Source organism: Arcobacter sp. CECT 8983, assembly GCF_004118855.1.
GTDB lineage: Bacteria > Campylobacterota > Campylobacteria > Campylobacterales > Arcobacteraceae > Halarcobacter.
In genome coordinates, this window is sequence record NZ_PDKF01000008.1 from 420,171 (window position 1) to 437,271 (window position 17,101).

At 28.2% G+C, this 17,101-nt stretch carries 14 protein-coding genes; 8 read left to right on the forward strand and 6 right to left on the reverse strand.

Features of this window, described 5'->3' with window-relative positions:
• Nucleotides 1-24: 24 nt before the first annotated feature.
• Genes CRV01_RS11070 through ftsZ form a run of 3 tightly spaced genes read left to right on the forward strand, consistent with a single transcriptional unit; the run spans nucleotide 25 to nucleotide 4,040 of the window.
• Nucleotides 25-1,488 (forward strand): peptidylprolyl isomerase, encoded by a 1,464-nt coding sequence (locus CRV01_RS11070; protein WP_129008271.1) that lies wholly within the window; start codon nucleotides 25-27, stop codon nucleotides 1,486-1,488.
• A gap of 3 nt (nucleotides 1,489-1,491) precedes the next feature.
• On the forward strand, nucleotides 1,492-2,898 hold the full coding sequence (gene ftsA / locus CRV01_RS11075; RefSeq protein WP_129008272.1) for a cell division protein FtsA: 1,407 nt from the start codon (nucleotides 1,492-1,494) through the stop codon (nucleotides 2,896-2,898).
• Nucleotides 2,898-4,040, forward strand: coding sequence for a cell division protein FtsZ (gene ftsZ / locus CRV01_RS11080; RefSeq protein ID WP_129008273.1), 1,143 nt, complete (start codon nucleotides 2,898-2,900; stop codon nucleotides 4,038-4,040). Before ftsA ends, ftsZ begins: the two co-directional genes overlap by 1 nt.
• Nucleotides 4,041-4,050: 10 nt before the next feature.
• On the opposite strand, the gene CRV01_RS11085 is transcribed toward ftsZ, so the two are convergent.
• Entirely contained in the window at nucleotides 4,051-4,431 is a 381-nt protein-coding gene (locus CRV01_RS11085) for a heat shock protein transcriptional repressor HspR (protein ID WP_129008274.1), read from the reverse strand.
• 13 nt (nucleotides 4,432-4,444) lie between these two features.
• Nucleotides 4,445-5,332 (reverse strand): DnaJ C-terminal domain-containing protein, encoded by an 888-nt coding sequence (locus tag CRV01_RS11090; RefSeq protein WP_129008275.1) that lies wholly within the window; start codon nucleotides 5,330-5,332, stop codon nucleotides 4,445-4,447.
• 325 nt (nucleotides 5,333-5,657) lie between these two features.
• On the opposite strand from CRV01_RS11090, the gene CRV01_RS11095 reads away from it, so the two are divergent.
• From CRV01_RS11095 to CRV01_RS11110, 4 genes are all read left to right on the forward strand, one after another.
• Entirely contained in the window at nucleotides 5,658-5,975 is a 318-nt protein-coding gene (locus tag CRV01_RS11095; RefSeq protein WP_129008276.1) for a hypothetical protein, read from the forward strand.
• A 4-nt stretch (nucleotides 5,976-5,979) separates the two neighbouring features.
• Nucleotides 5,980-7,146, forward strand: a complete 1,167-nt coding sequence (locus tag CRV01_RS11100) for an FAD-dependent oxidoreductase (RefSeq protein WP_129008277.1) — start codon at nucleotides 5,980-5,982, stop codon at nucleotides 7,144-7,146.
• A gap of 55 nt (nucleotides 7,147-7,201) precedes the next feature.
• Nucleotides 7,202-7,795, forward strand: a complete 594-nt coding sequence (locus CRV01_RS11105) for a hypothetical protein (protein ID WP_129008278.1) — start codon at nucleotides 7,202-7,204, stop codon at nucleotides 7,793-7,795.
• Nucleotides 7,796-7,919: 124 nt separating this feature from the next.
• Complete coding sequence (locus CRV01_RS11110) at nucleotides 7,920-8,498, forward strand: superoxide dismutase (RefSeq protein WP_129008279.1); 579 nt, start codon at nucleotides 7,920-7,922, stop codon at nucleotides 8,496-8,498.
• Between the two features lie 88 nt (nucleotides 8,499-8,586).
• Here CRV01_RS11110 and mdh read toward each other — a convergent pair whose 3' ends face one another.
• The 3 genes from mdh to mltG all read right to left on the reverse strand — a co-directional run bounded on the left by mdh (nucleotide 8,587) and on the right by mltG (nucleotide 13,039).
• A complete protein-coding gene (gene mdh / locus CRV01_RS11115; RefSeq protein WP_129008280.1) occupies nucleotides 8,587-9,534 on the reverse strand; it encodes a malate dehydrogenase in 948 nt (315 codons plus the stop codon).
• A 93-nt stretch (nucleotides 9,535-9,627) separates the two neighbouring features.
• Entirely contained in the window at nucleotides 9,628-11,820 is a 2,193-nt protein-coding gene (locus CRV01_RS11120) for an NADP-dependent isocitrate dehydrogenase (protein WP_129008281.1), read from the reverse strand.
• Nucleotides 11,821-11,938: 118 nt separating this feature from the next.
• Nucleotides 11,939-13,039, reverse strand: a complete 1,101-nt coding sequence (gene mltG, locus CRV01_RS11125) for an endolytic transglycosylase MltG (RefSeq protein ID WP_258238395.1) — start codon at nucleotides 13,037-13,039, stop codon at nucleotides 11,939-11,941.
• Nucleotides 13,040-13,103: 64 nt separating this feature from the next.
• Here mltG and CRV01_RS11130 point away from each other — a divergent pair, with 64 nt between their 5' ends.
• The gene (locus CRV01_RS11130) at nucleotides 13,104-15,884 is read left to right on the forward strand and encodes an AsmA-like C-terminal domain-containing protein (RefSeq protein ID WP_164970055.1); all 2,781 of its coding nucleotides are present in this window, start codon (nucleotides 13,104-13,106) and stop codon (nucleotides 15,882-15,884) included.
• An 8-nt stretch (nucleotides 15,885-15,892) separates the two neighbouring features.
• On the opposite strand, the gene CRV01_RS11135 is transcribed toward CRV01_RS11130, so the two are convergent.
• The gene (locus CRV01_RS11135; protein WP_129008284.1) at nucleotides 15,893-17,101 is read right to left on the reverse strand and encodes an ABC transporter permease; all 1,209 of its coding nucleotides are present in this window, start codon (nucleotides 17,099-17,101) and stop codon (nucleotides 15,893-15,895) included.

Here is a 17,101-nt window from a genome sequence, read left to right on the forward strand (position 1 = left end):
AAATTTTTTAGAGGATAATATTTTATGATAACTTGGATGCAAAGACACAAAAAGTGGCTTGTTATAACTATTTGGATAAGTACAATAGCTTTCGTAGGAGCTGGTTTTGTAGGATGGGGATCTTACGATTATGGTTCAAAAGGTGGTGCAGTAGCTGTTGTTGGTGATAGAGAAGTAACTGTAGAAGAGTATCAAAGAGAATATTCAAGTCTTTATGACCAATATGCAAGAATGTTTGGAAATCAGTTTAATCAAGAAATGGCTGATAAATTAAAACTAAAAGATGCAGCTTATAAATTAGTTATTCAAAAAAATCTTATTTTATCATTTGCCGATGAATTAGGTCTTGATGTTACTGATGAAGAAATAGCAAAACAATTAGTTCAAATTCCTGCATTTTTAAAAGATGGTAAGTTTGATAAAGATACATATATCAAAGTATTACAACAAAATAGAACAAATCCAACTGAATTTGAAGCTTCAATAAAAAGAGATATTCTTTTACAAAAAGTTGAATCACTATTTCAAATACAAGCAAATGAAAAAGAGTTAGAAAATCTAAATAAACTTCTATTTGCAGAAGATAAAATTAGTATTAAAGTATTAAATGCAAATAATGTAAAAGTTAATGTAACAGAAGATGAATTAAAAAAATATTGGGAAGAGAACAAAAATAGTTATGTTTCAGAACCAACTGTTAAATTAGCAATTGAAGAAATTACTGTAGAACCAAAGAATTTTTCTGAAGAAGAATTAAAAAATCATTATAATAGCTTTAAAACTGATTATACAAAAGAAGATGGAAAACTTAAAACATTTGATGAAGCTAAAGAAGATATGATTCAAACATTAAGTGAAAAAGCTACAAAAAAAGAAGCTTTAAAAAAATACTTAAAACTTAAAAAAGGTGAAGAGAACTTCACAAAAGAAGTTGAAATAGAAGAGAGCAAATTAGCATATTCACAAGAAGACTTAGAAAAGATTGATGGTTCAGTACCAGGTGATGTATTAAAGCCATTTATTCATGATGGAAACTATATAGTAGTTAAAGTTTTAAATAAAGGTCTTCCAAAACCATTATCATATGAACAAGCAAAAGAGCAAGTTTCTAAAAACTATGAATCTATTGCTTTAAATAAAGCTTTAGAAGAATTATCTAAAAAAGAGTTAGAAAACTTTTCAGGTAGAAGTTTAGGTTATGTTGCAAGGGATTCATATTCAAAAATCCCAGAGCTTCAACCACAAGAGGCTTTAAGCTTTTTAAATAAACTTTTTGAAAGTACTCAAAAGCAAGGAAAAGTTAATTTAGGAAATAAAATTGTATTATATAAGATAGAAGATTCAAAATTAGCGCAATATGATAAGTCTAAAAATGATGCTGTTAAATCAACAGTAAATAAATTATTAAATCAAGAGTTAATTAACAACTTAATTAAAAATTTAGAAAATAAGTATGAAGTACAATCTTCAATCTCTTTAGAGGAGTAGTAATTGAATAAAACTCTTTTAGCAATTGACATTGGTTCGTCTAATATAACAGCAGTAATTGCTAGAAATAACTTAGATTATAAAATAAATATATTGGGAACTGGCTCATCAAAAAGTAGTGGGATAAATAAAGGTGTAATATCAAATATTGAGGCTGCTTCAAAGAGCATAAAAGATGCTGTATTGATTGCTAAAAAAAATACAACTGAAGAGTTCGACTCTACAATTGTTTCTATTTCAGGAGCTTATACAAAAGGTATTAGAAGTTCAGGAAGTGTGAATGTACCAAATGGATTAATCACAGAAAATGAGATTAATCAGGTACTTCAAATGGCACTTTATAATGCAACAATAATACCAGAGTATGAAGTAGTTCATGTTATCCCAATCTCATATAAAATTGATGACTCATCAGATGTTGAAAACCCATTAAATATGAATGGTTCAAGACTTGAAGCATCAGTTTTTGTATTAACTGCAAAAAAAACTGCTTTAACAAATATTAAGTCTGCTATGAAAATTGCAGGACTTTCTGTAAATAACTTTATATTAGATGGTTATGCAGCAGCTATTTCTGTTTTAGATGAACAACAAAAGAAATTTGGAGCAACTGTTATTAATATAGGTTCTACAACTACTGAATTTGTCTGTTATAGAGGTCATTCTATGATTTATAATGGGTTTATTCCTGTTGGTTCAAATCATATTACAAATGACCTTTCTGTAATGTTACATACACCACCATTAGCAGCAGAAAAAATCAAAACTGAATATGGTGATTTATTAAAAACAAGTGAAGAATTAACAAATAAAAAAATCAGAACACCAAGAATTGGAGATGAAAAAAACTCTTCAGAAGTATCTTTAGAATATGTTCAAACTATTGTTCATGCAAGAGTTGAAGAGACTTTATCTTTAGTTAAAAAAGATTTAAAGAAAAGTGGAATTCATGAAAATCTTGGTGCGGGAATTGTTCTTACTGGTGGAATGAGTAAATTAAATGGTTTAAAAGAGTTAACATCATTAGTTTTTGATAATTTCCCTACAAAAGTTTCAAATCCAGTAAATATTGAAAATGGATATTTAAGTTTTGAAGATTCAAAGATGGCAACTATTGTTGGTATTTTACTTTACTCTTTAGAACCTAATAGAGGTTTTGAATTAGATTCAAATAAGAATCTAATCAAAAAAAGAAAAACAAATGATAATACAGCTAAAATGGATGATGATATTGCTTTATCTACTGCTAAAGAGAAGATTGTTCAAAAAGAACAACCTAAAATTAGAAGAGAACAAAATGCAAATGCTAAAACAAATCCAGATAGTGCAACTACACTTACTAGGTTGCCTGAAAATAGTAAAAAGAAAGGTGTAGGTAAGATCTGGAATATGATCACGGAGTGGTTCTAATGGATAATAACTTATTTAAGGTGGATGATATTAAAGTGGAAATGCCAAACAAAACTCTTTCAGATAATGTAGCCAAAATATCAGTAATTGGTGTTGGTGGTGGTGGTTGTAATATGATCAATCACATGATAAACGAAGGTTCTCATAAGATTGATTTAATTGCAGCTAATACTGATTTACAAGTATTACATATATCTAAAGCACCTAAAAAGATTCAATTAGGACTTAAATTAACAAAAGGTCTTGGTGCAGGTATGAAACCTGAGATTGGAAGAGATTCTGCTGTTGAAAGTTATGAAGATATCAAAACTGCTTTAAAAGGAGCAGATATTGTATTTATTGCAGCTGGTCTTGGTGGTGGAACTGGAACCGGTGCTGCTGCTATTATTGCTAAAGCTGCAAAAGAGATAGGAGCATTAACAGTTTCTGTTGTAACTAAACCCTTTACTTGGGAAGGTAAAAAAAGAGCAGGGCTTGCTAATCTTGGTTTAGAAGAGATTAAAAAAGTATCTGATTCAATTATAGTAGTTCCAAATGATAGACTTTTAGAAATAATTGATGAAAATGTTGGAATGAAAGATGCCTTTAAAATTATTGATAATATTCTTTATCAAGCAGTAAATGGTATGACAGAAGTAATTCTTACTCCAGGTAACTCTGATATTAATACGGACTTTGCTGATGTAAAAACAATTATGCAGCATAAGGGTATGGCTTTAATGGGTATTGGTAAAGCAAAAGGTGAACAAGCTGCACAAAGAGCTTTAGAAGATGCTATTGAGTCTCCATTACTTGATAAAGTATCATTAGGTGGAGCTAAAGGTATTTTAATACACTTTAATATTCATCCTCAAGTATCACTGTTTGCTATTAATGATGTAATGTCAAAAATTCATGAAACAATTGATTCAAATGCTGAAATTATTTTTGGTACAACCTCAGATAGTACACTAGAAACAGATGAAGTTAAAATTACTATTGTTGCAACAGGTTTTGAGTCTAAAAATGATGAAACAATAGTAGAAACAGAAGAATCAAGTGATAATAAATCTAAACAATTAAATCCAGATGATGAAAACTATTTAGATATACCACCTTTAATGAGAAACTATAGAATGCAATATAGTTTAAATAAAGAGTAGAAAACTTTTTCTACTCTTCAAATATAACAATATCATAAGAGCTTTTTTTAATAACTAAAGCCTTTGAGTTTGGAACAATCCCAAATTTATTTATATCTTTCATTTTTGCTTGATAAGAAGTTATTTCTTTTTCAAGTTTTTCTATTTTTTTATTTAATTGTAAAATAAGATCAACTCCAGCTAGATTTATTCCTAATTCTCTAGTTAGTGTAAGTACATACCTTATATGGTCTATATCTTTTTGAGAATAAAGTCTTATTTTTCCATTAGTTCGAGAAGGTTTTATTAAACCTTCTCTTTCATATTGTCGTAATGTTTGAGGATGAATATTTAATATCTCTGCAACAGCGGAAATCAAGTATACTGGTTCATTATATGCATTGGTATTCATGTTATCTCTCCCACTATATAGTTTCAGGTAATTTTTCTTTTAAAACCTCTTGTAAACTCTCATCTAAATCTTCAACTTTAGGTAATACTATATTTGCCTTTAGATGAAGGTCTCCTTTTGTTGATGTTTTTCTATCTAATACTCCAAGTTCTTTAACTCTAAACTTTTGATACTGTTTAGTATTTTGAGGTACTTTTAGAGTAATAGTTTTATGAATAGTTTTAATTTCAACTTTACCACCAAATAAGGCAGTTTTTAAAGGAATATCAAACACTTTTGTAAGAGTAGAACCATCTCTTTCATAATCTGGACTTGGTGCAACATTGATTTTTATAATTAAATCTCCCCTTTGTCCTTGATATGATTTTCCTTTTCCTTTTGCACGTATTTTCTGTCCATCATTAATTCCTTCTGGAATTTTGATATCAAAGGAGTCACCATTTAAAGAGATATGTTGTTTTCCTCCTAATACAGCTATGTCAAAGGCAATTGTAATTTGAGCTTGTGTATCTAAGTCTGGTTCATCAAAACCTTGGTTAAAGCCACCAAATCCTCCAAATCCACCTTGTGAGAATCCAGAAGAACCAAATCCTGCTCCTTGTGCTCCAAACATTTGTCTTAGAATTTCATCTAAATCAACTCCTTGACCTTGACCTCTTGCAAAATCATGGAAATTTTGACCACCAAACATTGAATCACCAAATTGATCATATTGTTGTTTTTTTTCAGGGTCACTTAGAACTTCATAAGCTGCATTAATTTCTTTGAATTTATCTTCTGCTCCTGCATCTTTATTTACATCAGGATGATATTTTCTTGCTAATTTTCTATATGCTTTTTTAATTTCATCAGCGCTAGCATTTTCACTAACTTCTAATGTTTCGTATAAACTTTTTGCCATTTTTTAACCTTTTAATTGTTCCAATTAAAAAGGACCATTCATATTTAACTTCTTTTAGTAGTGGAGGTAAACTCCACATAAAGGTACCTTAAAAAATTTATTTTTTGAGGAGACCTTTAAGAAGCAAAACTAAAGAGAGCAACGAGTTGCTCTTTTATCCTTTGTATTAGAACGTAAAATCTTATAAATTATATAAGATATTTTACCATAAACTTGAGTCAAAGTCAATCAAGTTTAAACTATTATTGATTTAACTTGAGTGATGAGTGCTAAATAAAAAAATTAGCTTTAAGAGATTTTAATGATATTTTAGTAATCATTGCTTATGTTTGAAAAAGATGAATGGACACAGCAAGAACTGTTTAAATATACAAAAGAATTAGATAAGCAAGGTATTAAAGTTGTTCTTATAGATACAATTTTAAAGCCTTTAGAGAAGATTGAAACAATAACTTATAATCCTTATGAAATGAAAGAGTATCCAAAAGGAACTGTATTTGTTTTTTATTGTGATACAGGTAAAACAACTAAAGAAAGACTAAACTATTATAGAAACAAGTTTCCAGAATATAAATGTTTTAGTTTAAGAGGTGGAAGAGGTTATTGGCGACCAAACTATCAATTACTTGAAGAGATGAATTAATACAATGAATAAAACTTATGAATATATAATTATCGGTGCAGGAATTGCAGGATGTAGTACTGCTTATTTTTTATCTAAATATAGTAAATCAATTTTACTTATAGATAGAAATTGTGATTTAGCTCAAGGAGCAAGTGGAGCAGCAGGAGCTTTTCTCTCTCCACTTTTAGGAAAACCAAATAAATTTAAAGATTTAGTTACAAAAGCTTTAAAGTTTTCAACTGAGTTTTATAAAGAAATTACACCCAAAGAAATTACTAATTGTGGTGTAGTTAGAATACCAAAAAATAACGAAGATGAAGAAAAGTTTCAAAGCTATAAACCATATATGGATTTTGAATTTACTCAAGAAGAAAAAGGGTATTTTTTTGAAATTGGTTCACAAGTTAATTCTTATAACATATGTAAAATTTTAGCAAAAGATGTAGAAAAAAGATTTAAATATGAAGTGAAATCTTATAAAAAAGAAGATAGATTTTGGTTAATTAATGATGAAATAAAAGCTAATAATTTGATTATTACTACAGGGGCTGATATATCATTAATAGATGAAAAGTATTTTAATATAAGAGCAGTTTGGGGACAAAAGATAGATATTGAATCTACAACTTGTATATCAAAAAACTATCATAAGGCTTGTTCACTATCTCACTCGGTTAAATTAGAAGATAAAGATACTTATTTAACATCAATTGGTGCCACTCATAATAGAATTGATTGTGATTTAAGGGTTTGTAACTGTTGTTTAAGTAAAAAAGAGTTAAGTGATATAGAACATGATACTTATACAAAAGAGCTTGTAAAAAATAATACTAAAGAGTTATTAGAAAAAGCAAATGACATAAGACTTATACATGAACCAAAAGTTGTAGATATTAAGATTGGACCAAGGGCATCTAGCATAGATTATTTTCCTATGGTTGGTAAATTAGTTGATTCAAATAAAACATTAGACAAATTTCCTCATTTAAAAAATGGTTCTCATATAAAAGATGAGATGTTAAGTACAATTGATAATTTATATGTATTAAATGGTGTTGGAGGAAGAGGTTATGTTTTATCTCCTTATTTAGCAAAAGTTTTAGTTGATGAAATACAAAAAAATAATTTTTTAAATGTGGAGATTACTACACATAGATTATTTAAAAGATGGGTTAAAAAATTATTTTAATAAACCATTAATTTTATGTTGATATTATCTTATCAATTTTTTATGAAGGACTAAAATGGCAAATTTATTGAAAGTGATTTTTTTAGGTTTAGTTGGTTTTGCTCTATTGGTTTTCTTTACTGCTGAGAAACCAAAACAAATTGTAGCAAGTGAAAATGTTGTAAATATAGTAAAGTATGATTCTTTACCTTCTATTTTTGAAATTGTTGGAAAAGAAGATAAAGTCAAAAAAGAAGACTTAATTAAAAAGGGTGAAAAAACTTTAATTGTTGTTGGTAATCATGATTCTTTATCTGTAGTAAAAGAGTTACCAAATTATTTTGAATTAAAAACACCATATGTAATGGTTGCAAATATTTCTGCAGCACCTTGGTTTGTTAAAAAGATGTTTATTCCTGGTAAACTTGAAGAGTTAAATGAAGGCTCAAATGTTCCTATGATTTATGACTTTGAAGGTAACATGGTAAATGTTTTAAATGTTGTAGATAACTCTAAAACAAAATTTGTTGCTTTTATTGTTTCAAAAGATGGTGTTATCTCAAAACTTTATGAAGGTCAAGTTAAAGAAGGTGCCTTAGATGGTTCAATGAGTGATGAAGAGAAAAAGAAAACCTTAGAACCATTATTCAAATTATTAAATAATAAATAAGCTTACATTAACCCAATTAAGACATAAATTGTCTTAATTGGAAAATCTACATTATTTTTATTAATTCACTTTTAAGTTAATTATGTATTATTATATAGTTAATTAACTATTTAAAGGATAATAAATGAAACACGAATTAATGAAACTACCTTACGAACTTGATGCTTTAGAGCCACAAATGTCAAAAGAGACTTTAGAATTCCACTATGGTAAGCATCACCAAACATATGTAACAAAATTAAATGGACTTATTGAAGGAACTAAATTTGAAGATCTTTCTTTAGTTGATATTGTAAAGAGTTCTGAAGGTGGTATATTTAATAACGCTGCTCAAGTATTAAATCATGACTTTTTCTGGAATGGATTAACTCCAAATGGTTCTGATATTCCTTCTGATGTTGAAGCAGCATTAACTGAAGCTTTTGGTTCTGTAGATGGATTTAAAGAAGAGTTTACAAATGCAGCAGTTAATAACTTTGGTTCAGGTTGGACTTGGCTTGTTAAAACTACAGAAGGTAAGTTAGAAATCGTTTCTACTTCAAATGCAGCTACTCCTGTAACTACTGGATTAACTCCATTATTAACATGTGATGTGTGGGAACACGCATACTACATTGACGTAAGAAATGCAAGACCAGCATATTTAGAAAATTTCTGGGCTTTAGTAAACTGGAATTTTGTAGCTGAAAATTTAGCTAAATAAGTATAACGGTTAAAATAAAAGAGGTTTCCCTCTTTTATTTATTATCAATACTTTTATCTTTGGTTTTTTTATTTGATTATGGGCATTTTTAATCTATAAAAAATTTATTCTCTAACGTTTCAATTAGTTCTTTTACAGATGAGATAGACTTATCAAAAAGCTTTTTTTGTTTATCATCTAATTTTAATTCAAATATCTTTTCAACACCATTGCTTCCAAGCATAACAGGAACTCCACCAACAACATCTTTATATCCGTATTCACCATTTAAATATACAGAACAAGGGTATATTTTCTTTTGGTTGTTTAAAATAGCTTCAACCATTAAAGATGTTGCATGAGCTGGTGCATAATATGCTGAACCTGTTTCAAGTAGTTTAACTATTTGTAGTCCACCATTTTTTGTTTTATCAACTATTTCTTCTATATCTTCTTTTGGAAGTAGTTCTGGAATAGGAACACCTGCAACAGTAGAGTAATTAGGAAGTGGAACCATATCATCTCCATGTCCACCCATTACAGATGATTCAATTTGTCCAGCACCAAAACCTATCTTTTCTAAAATAAAGTGAGACATTCTAGCACTATCTAAAATACCTGCCATTCCAACAATTTGATTTGCAGGGAAACCAGATGTTTTAAGTGCAGTATAAACCATTGCATCAAGAGGGTTTGAAACAATAATTACAATTGCATTTGAAGCATAAGTTTTTATATCATCAATTACACTTTTCATAATCTTTGCATTCGTAAGAAGTAAATCATCTCTGCTCATTCCAGGTTTTCTTGGAAGTCCTGCTGTAATAACTATAACATCACTATTTTCTAAATCTTTTCCATCTCTTGCAGCATGAACTACAGTGTGGGACTTTGCAGCATTTGCACTTTGAGAAATATCTAATGCCATAGCTTGAACTATATTCTCTCGTATATCTTTTAGCACAATTGAAGAGCAAATACCTTTATTTGCTAAAGCATAGGCTAAAGTTGAACCAACATTTCCAACTCCAATAATACTTACTTTTTTAGTTATCAAGATATTTCCTTTTTTGTTTTTGAAATTATAACTTTTTAGGCATAAAAAAAGGCAAAGCCAAAGCCTTGCCTTTTTATTTTAAGAATTCAATTATTAATCAATAATTGAGTTTAATGTAGCAGATGGTCTCATCGCAGCAAATGCTTTTTCTTCATCTGGTAGGTAGTATCCACCAATATCAGATGGTTTACCATGGTTTGCAACTAATTCTGCAAGAATTTTATCTTCGTTTTCAGTCATTGCTTTTGCAATTGGTTCAAACTCAGCTTTTAATTCTAAGTCATCATTTTGTGCAGCTAATTCTTGTGCCCAGTACATTGCAAGATAGAAGTGAGAACCTCTATTATCAATACCACCTAATTTTCTTGAAGGTGATTTGTCATTTTCTAAGAATGTTCCAGTTGCTTTATCTAAAGTTGTAGCTAATACTTTAGCTTTTGCATTATCTTGAGTATTTGCTAAGTGCTCAAATGAAGCAGCTAGTGCCATAAATTCACCTAATGAATCCCATCTTAAGTAAGACTCTTCAACGAATTGTTGAACGTGTTTAGGAGCAGATCCACCAGCACCAGTTTCAAATAATCCACCACCTTGCATTAATGGAACAATTGAAAGCATTTTAGCAGATGTTCCAAGCTCTAAGATTGGGAATAAGTCAGTGTTATAATCTCTTAATACGTTTCCAGTTACAGAAATAGTATCAAGACCTTTTCTCATTCTTTCTAACGATTTTTTAGTAGCTTCTAATGGAGCCATAATAGAAATGTCTAAACCTGAAGTGTCATGGTCTTTTAAATACTCATTTACTTTTTTGATAAGTTCTGCATCATGAGCTCTATTTTCATCTAACCAAAAAATTGCAGGAGTATCAGATAATCTTGCTCTTGTAACTGCTAATTTAACCCAATCTCTAATTGGAGCATCTTTAGCTTGGCACATTCTGAAAATATCACCTTTTTCAACGTCAAATGTAAATACTTCATTTCCATCTTTATCAGTAACTTTAATAGTTCCTTTACCTTCTGCTTGGAAAGTTTTGTCATGAGAACCATACTCTTCTGCTTTTTTAGCCATTAAACCAACATTTGGAACAGTTCCTATTGTAGTTGGGTCTAATGCACCATTTTCTTTACAATCATCAATAACTGCTTGGAAAGATTTTGCATAACATCTATCTGGAATCATTGCTAAAGTATCTTCTTCTTTATCTTCAGCATTCCACATTTTACCACCACCTCTAATCATAGCAGGCATAGATGCATCAATAATTACATCTGAAGGAACGTGTAAGTTTGTAATTCCTTTTGAAGAGTTAACCATTGCAAGTCTTGGTTGTTTTTCATATACAGCTTCAATATCAGCTAAAATTTCAGCTTTTTTATCTGCATCTACTTCATCTAATTTAGAGTATAAATCTCCAAGACCATTGTTGAAGTTTACACCTATCTCATCAAATAGTGCTCCGTGTTTTGCAATTAAATCTTTGAAATATACTTTAACAGCATATCCAAACATAATTGGGTCAGAAACTTTCATCATAGTAGCTTTTAAGTGTAAAGATAATAATACATCTTTTTCTTTAGCTTCATCAATGGCTTTTTGATAGAACTCTTGTAAAGCAGATGCTCTCATTCTAGTAGCATCAATAACTTCACCAGCTTCTAAAGGAGTTGAAGCTTTTAATACTTTTTCATTTCCATTTTCATCAACAAAAGAAATTTTTACATCATTTTCAGAATCCATAGTTGTAGAAACTTCTGCACCGTAGAAGTCATCTGCATCCATATGTGCAACGTCAGTTTTAGAATCTTTAACCCATTCACCCATTCTGTGAGGATTATTCTTAGCGTAGTTCTTAACAGCTCCTGGAGCTCTTCTATCTGAGTTTCCTTCTCTAAGTACTGGGTTAACTGCAGATCCTAAAATTTTTGCATATCTTGCAGTAATTTCTTCAGACTCATCATAATTAGGTACTTTGTAACCTTTTGATTGTAGCTCTGCAATCGCTGCTTTTAATTGTGGAATAGATGCAGAGATATTTGGTAATTTTACAATATTAGCATTTGGGTCTTGTGTTAATTCACCAAGTTCTGCTAAGGCATCACCAATTCTTTGTTCTTCAGTTAAGTTCTCTGGGAAGTTTGCAATAATTCTTCCTGCAAGTGAGATATCTTTTGTTACCATTTCAATACCAGAACTTTTAGTAAAAGCTTTGATAATAGGTAAGAATGAGTATGTTGCTAAAGCTGGTGCTTCATCAACTTTTGTATATATGATTTTTGACATGTCTATTCCTAAATTTTGATTTTAAAGTAGAGTTATCATATCACTAAATAAATTTATGATAAATGAAATTGTTACTTTAAAACTTAAGGAAATAATCTTTGTTTCAAAATTTCACATACTATTTAACATTATCCCATAGAGATTTGATTGATGAAGGCTTTTGTTTAGTAACATCTGTATTCATGATTTTTTTAGCTTCTTTATCAAATTTATTTTCAACTTTTTTCTCTTTTGTATATGTTTTTGTAACACCTCTATTGGCATTTATATTTTGTATATGTTCTTTATATGAATTTGTAAATTTATGTAGTCCTGTAGTATTGTCTCTTACAAAATACAAATAACTACTTTTTACAGGAAAAATAGCTGCTTTTATTGCATTTAAGCTAACAGCACAAACAGGATGTTCTGGTAAACCTCTGTTTTTATAGGTGTTATATGAAGAGTTATCTTCTCTAATTCTTTGTGCAGTTACTTTCACATGAGAATATTCTCCATAATTTAAAGTACCATCCATTTGTAAAGCCATACCTCGTCTAAGTCTATTGTAAATAACACTTGAAACAAGTGGCATTTCATCTACACTAGCAGCTTCTTTTTGAATAATAGATGCCATTACAATATAGTAGTACCATTTTTTCTTATCATAATAGCCAAAGATTTTTTTTGAGAACTCTTCGTATTGTTTATTTGTATTTGAAAAAAGATAAAAAAGTAAATGGTCTTCTTTCATACCATATGGTAAAGAATAAGTTTCAGCTAAAATATTTCCATCAGCTTTATAAGCATGTTCATTGTAGATTTTATTTAATTTTTCTTCTGAGAGATTAAATTTATTTGCAATATCTTTTAAAAACACATAATATGTTTCTCCAGGTATTAGTGTAATGGTTTTTAAAGCTGCTTTTGAAGTTGTTAATTTATATAAAAAATCAGCTTTTCTCATATATTGTGTTTTTAAGTCAATCCAACCACTTTGTGGATAACCTAAAAATTTTATAATATATTTATCTATAGTATTTAATTCATATCCTGTTTTATTTAAATGTGTTATAATACTATTTGTACTACCTTTAGGAATATGTAATACCTTTGTTGAACTTAGTGGAATATTAATATAAAATAGTACTGCAATTGCTGCTAGAAGGATAAACTCAATAATGCTAAAAGTTATTAAACTACTCATAATAACTCTATTAATCTTTTTTTTATTTTCCATTTCTCTCATTTTTTCTGGGATTAAAATTGATTCTTTTTCATTAGGTAATTTTTCAATTTCGAAATTGTATTTAAAATATGATAAAAAACTTATTTTAGAACTTGATGAGTTAGTGTTTGATTATGTTTCAAGTAAAAAAGAAGTAAGTGTAGAAGACCTTAAAGAGAGGTTTTTACAGGTACCTAGAATTTTAAATTATTTTGAAAAAATAGATATTAAAAAACTAAAAATAAAAGATAATGAACTTACTTTATTAATAGATAATCAAGAGTTCTATCTTAATAATAAAGATATGAATATTTCTGCAAACTTAAAATTTGTAGATGATGAACTGCACATGCAACTTTATTCCTTTTATGTAAAAAGCTTAAATCTAACACTTTTTGGTGAGTCTAAAATTGATGCTTCAAAGGGAATAATTAACTTTTTTGGATATTTCAATAAAGATAATATTGATGGAGAATTAAATCTAAATATAAAAGAAGATATTTTAGATTTTTATGTAAATACAACTCATTCAATTAAATCAATTGCTTTTTTGAAAGAGATGTTTAGGCTTGACAAAGTAGCAGAAGCTTGGATGTATGACAATGTAGAAGGTGATATTGATTTAAACTATTTATATGGACAAGTTGACTTAAAAAATAAAGAGGTAATTCTTGATTCTATAAATGGTGAAGCAATAATTACTGATGCTAAGATTAGATTTCATAAAGATGCAAAAACAGTAAATACTCCTAAGTTAAAAGTTACTTATGAGAATGATACTTTATCTTTTGATTTAGAAAAACCAATGTATGGAAATAGTGAAATTTATGGAAGTGAAGTTTATATTCCAAATCTTACAAGCATGCAAAAAGGTTTAGTAGTAGTTGATTTAAAAACAAAATCTATGTTAAATGATGATATTTTAGAAATTTTAAGAGCTTATAAAATTAAATTGCCATTAAAACAACTCTCAGGAAAAGCAGATTCTAGTTTAATATTAAAAATTCCATATATGGCATCTAAAAAGATGGATATAGATGGAAAGTTTATTTTAGAAGATGCAACTTTAAAATTAAATGATTTTGAATTTTATACAAAAAAAGCAGATGTTGTTTTAAAAGATAATGATGTATTTATCAATAAATCATTAGTAAAACATAAAGACTTAATTGAAGGTGTTCTAGATTTAGATATTGATACAAAAAACTTAATAGCTAAAGGGCAAGTTGATATTACATCTTTTAATATACTTGCCGATGAAAAGAGCTTAATTAATTTGTCAGGTCAAAAGATACCTTTAATAATAGATTTTAAAGAAAAAACAAAATTTTTTTTAGATAGTTTAAACTCAAGTATTTTAATAGATGATGAACTTTTTAGTCTAAAAATTAATGATTTAGGTGTTTTAAATCCTTATTCTGAACTTTTAAAAGAGCTTGACGTAAAAGTAGGGGACTTAGAAGTTAATATAAAAGGTGAAGAAGATATATCTTTTAAAACCAATTTAAAAGAGTTAGATTTTCCTTTTGAAAAGAATGGAAAGAAAATAACTGAATTAAAAGCAAATGGAATTATAAAAGAAGATTCTACTGAAATAAAGACTAATAACTCTGATATTGACATTATTATTAGTAAAAATGAATTACCTTTACTAAAATTAGATGGAATAGATTTAGTTATAACTCAAGAAGAGAACTCTTTACAAGGTAAAATTCCTTCTTTAAATATAGAAATGAAAAATTCAAAAATCAAAATTAATAAAGACACTACTTACAAAGTACAGTGGGCAAAAATTAATTTAGAAAATAAAGAAATTAAATTTGATGCTAAAGTTCTTGAATTAGACCTGCCTTTTTCAAAAGATGGAAAAATAATAAAAAACTTAGTGTTAAATGGTTTATATAAAGATAATGTTGTAAAGTTAAATTCAAAAGATAAAAAACTAGGTATCAAATACCTTTTAGATGAAGAAAAGGTATTTATAGATTTAACAAATTATAATTTAGTATATAACACTGAAGAAGTGAATAAAGAAGAAACAATTTCTTATTATGTAAAAGGTAAAAACTCAAATATTATTGTAAATAAGGATTATGTAATTAAAGCAGAAAACTATGATTTTACTTTTGCTGAACACTCAACAAATGTAGAATTAAAATATAAAGATACAAGTTTTCTTTATAATCAAGATTTTAATGGTAACTTAAGACTAGAAGCAAAAAATATGAGTGATGAGTTTTTGAATTCTTTATTAAATAAAGACTTGATAAGTGGTGGAAATGTAAACATAAGTGCCTATGGGAAAGATAAAATAGTAAATGGTACAGCATTTATAAAAGAGAGTAAGATAAAAGATTTAGCAATTTTAAATAACTTACTTATATTTATAAATACTTCTCCTGGACTAATTAATCCACTATTAGCTATTCCATCAGTTGTAGGTATGGCTACAAATGGTGGCTTTAATATAAATGGATATAGAGTAACAGATGGAAGAGTTGATTTCACTTATAACTTTGATTCAAAAGTTTTAAATATGTTTAAGATATTTACAAAAGGAAATGGAATTGATTTTGATGGAGAAGCAACAATTAATTTTGAAAATTCTCAAATAGATTCAAAGTTAAAACTTATTTTCTTAAAAGATTATTCTAAAATAGTTAGTGAAATTCCAGTATTTAACTATTTATTTTTAGGGGATGAAAAAAGAGTAGATACACAAGTAGAAATTTATGGAACTCTACAAAACCCAGAATACAAAACAAACTTAGCAAAAGATGGAATAAATGCTCCTGTAAACTTCTTTAAAAGATTAATACAAACACCAAAGAAAATTTATGATTCAATTAGTGAGTAGAAAAAATTCTACTCATTTCTTAAAACATCAATAACATCAATATTTGTAGCTTTTTTAGCTGGATAGTATGATGAAATTAAAACAATAATAGCAGCTCCAATTACAATAGAAATAAAATCAAGGCTTGAAAGGTCTAAAGGTAGTTTAGAAGTTCCATAAACATCTGCAGGAAGCGAAATAACTTCAAATGTGTCAAGAATCCACATACCAAAAAAACCTAATCCAACACCAGTTATAATCCCTGAGAAACCAATAATAGTTCCTAGTTTTAAAAATATTTTTTTTATCTCTTTAGAAGTTGCACCCATTGATAAAAGTAGGGCAATTTCTTTTCTTCTACTCATAACTGTCATAAGTAAAGAAGAGATGATATTAAGGGATGCAACTAGAATAATTAGCATTAAAACAATAAATAAAGCTTTCTTTTCCATTTCCATTGCTGCAAAGAAGTTTCCATTTTGTTGCCACCATCCAACAACTCCAGCTCCACCATTTAATGCTAAAAACTCTTTTAAAGGCTTTATATCTTTCATTGCATTATCAGAATATACATGAATACCATCATAAATAGTTTTAGGCTTTTTAAGCAATGTATGCAAAGCTTCCATTGATGTATATACATAAGTTTTATCATAAGCATGAAGACCAGATTTAAAAGAGCCTTTATATGTAAACCTTTTTAGTTTTGGCATCATTGAAAGACCAGTAGGGCTTAAAGAAGTAAAATATAAAGTGACTTTTTCTTTTTGTGTTAAATATAGATTCTGTTTTATACCATCTCCAACTACTATATCATATTTGTTTAATTCTAAATTTTTAATAGCTTTTTTATAAATAGAGTTAATAGGAGCTTCTCTTTTTGGATCAACTCCAAAAATCATACCACCATTCATAGATTCGCCACTTTGAAGGATTACTTGAGAACTTAAATATGGAGAGAATTTTAAGTTAGGAAACTCTTCTTCTAAAGATTTAAGAAGGTTTTTGTCAACACTATTTTGGAATTTTGGATAAATAGATAAAGGATAGTTCATTGTAAAAAGTTTATTCTCAAACTCTTTTGCAGTTCCATTCATTATGGCCATAGTTATAATTAAAACCATAACTCCAATTGCAACACCAATAAATGCTAAAATAGCACTTATTGATATAAAAGGATTTTTTTTGTCAAATTTTAGATATTTTTTGACAATAAAATTTACTAATTCTTTATTCAA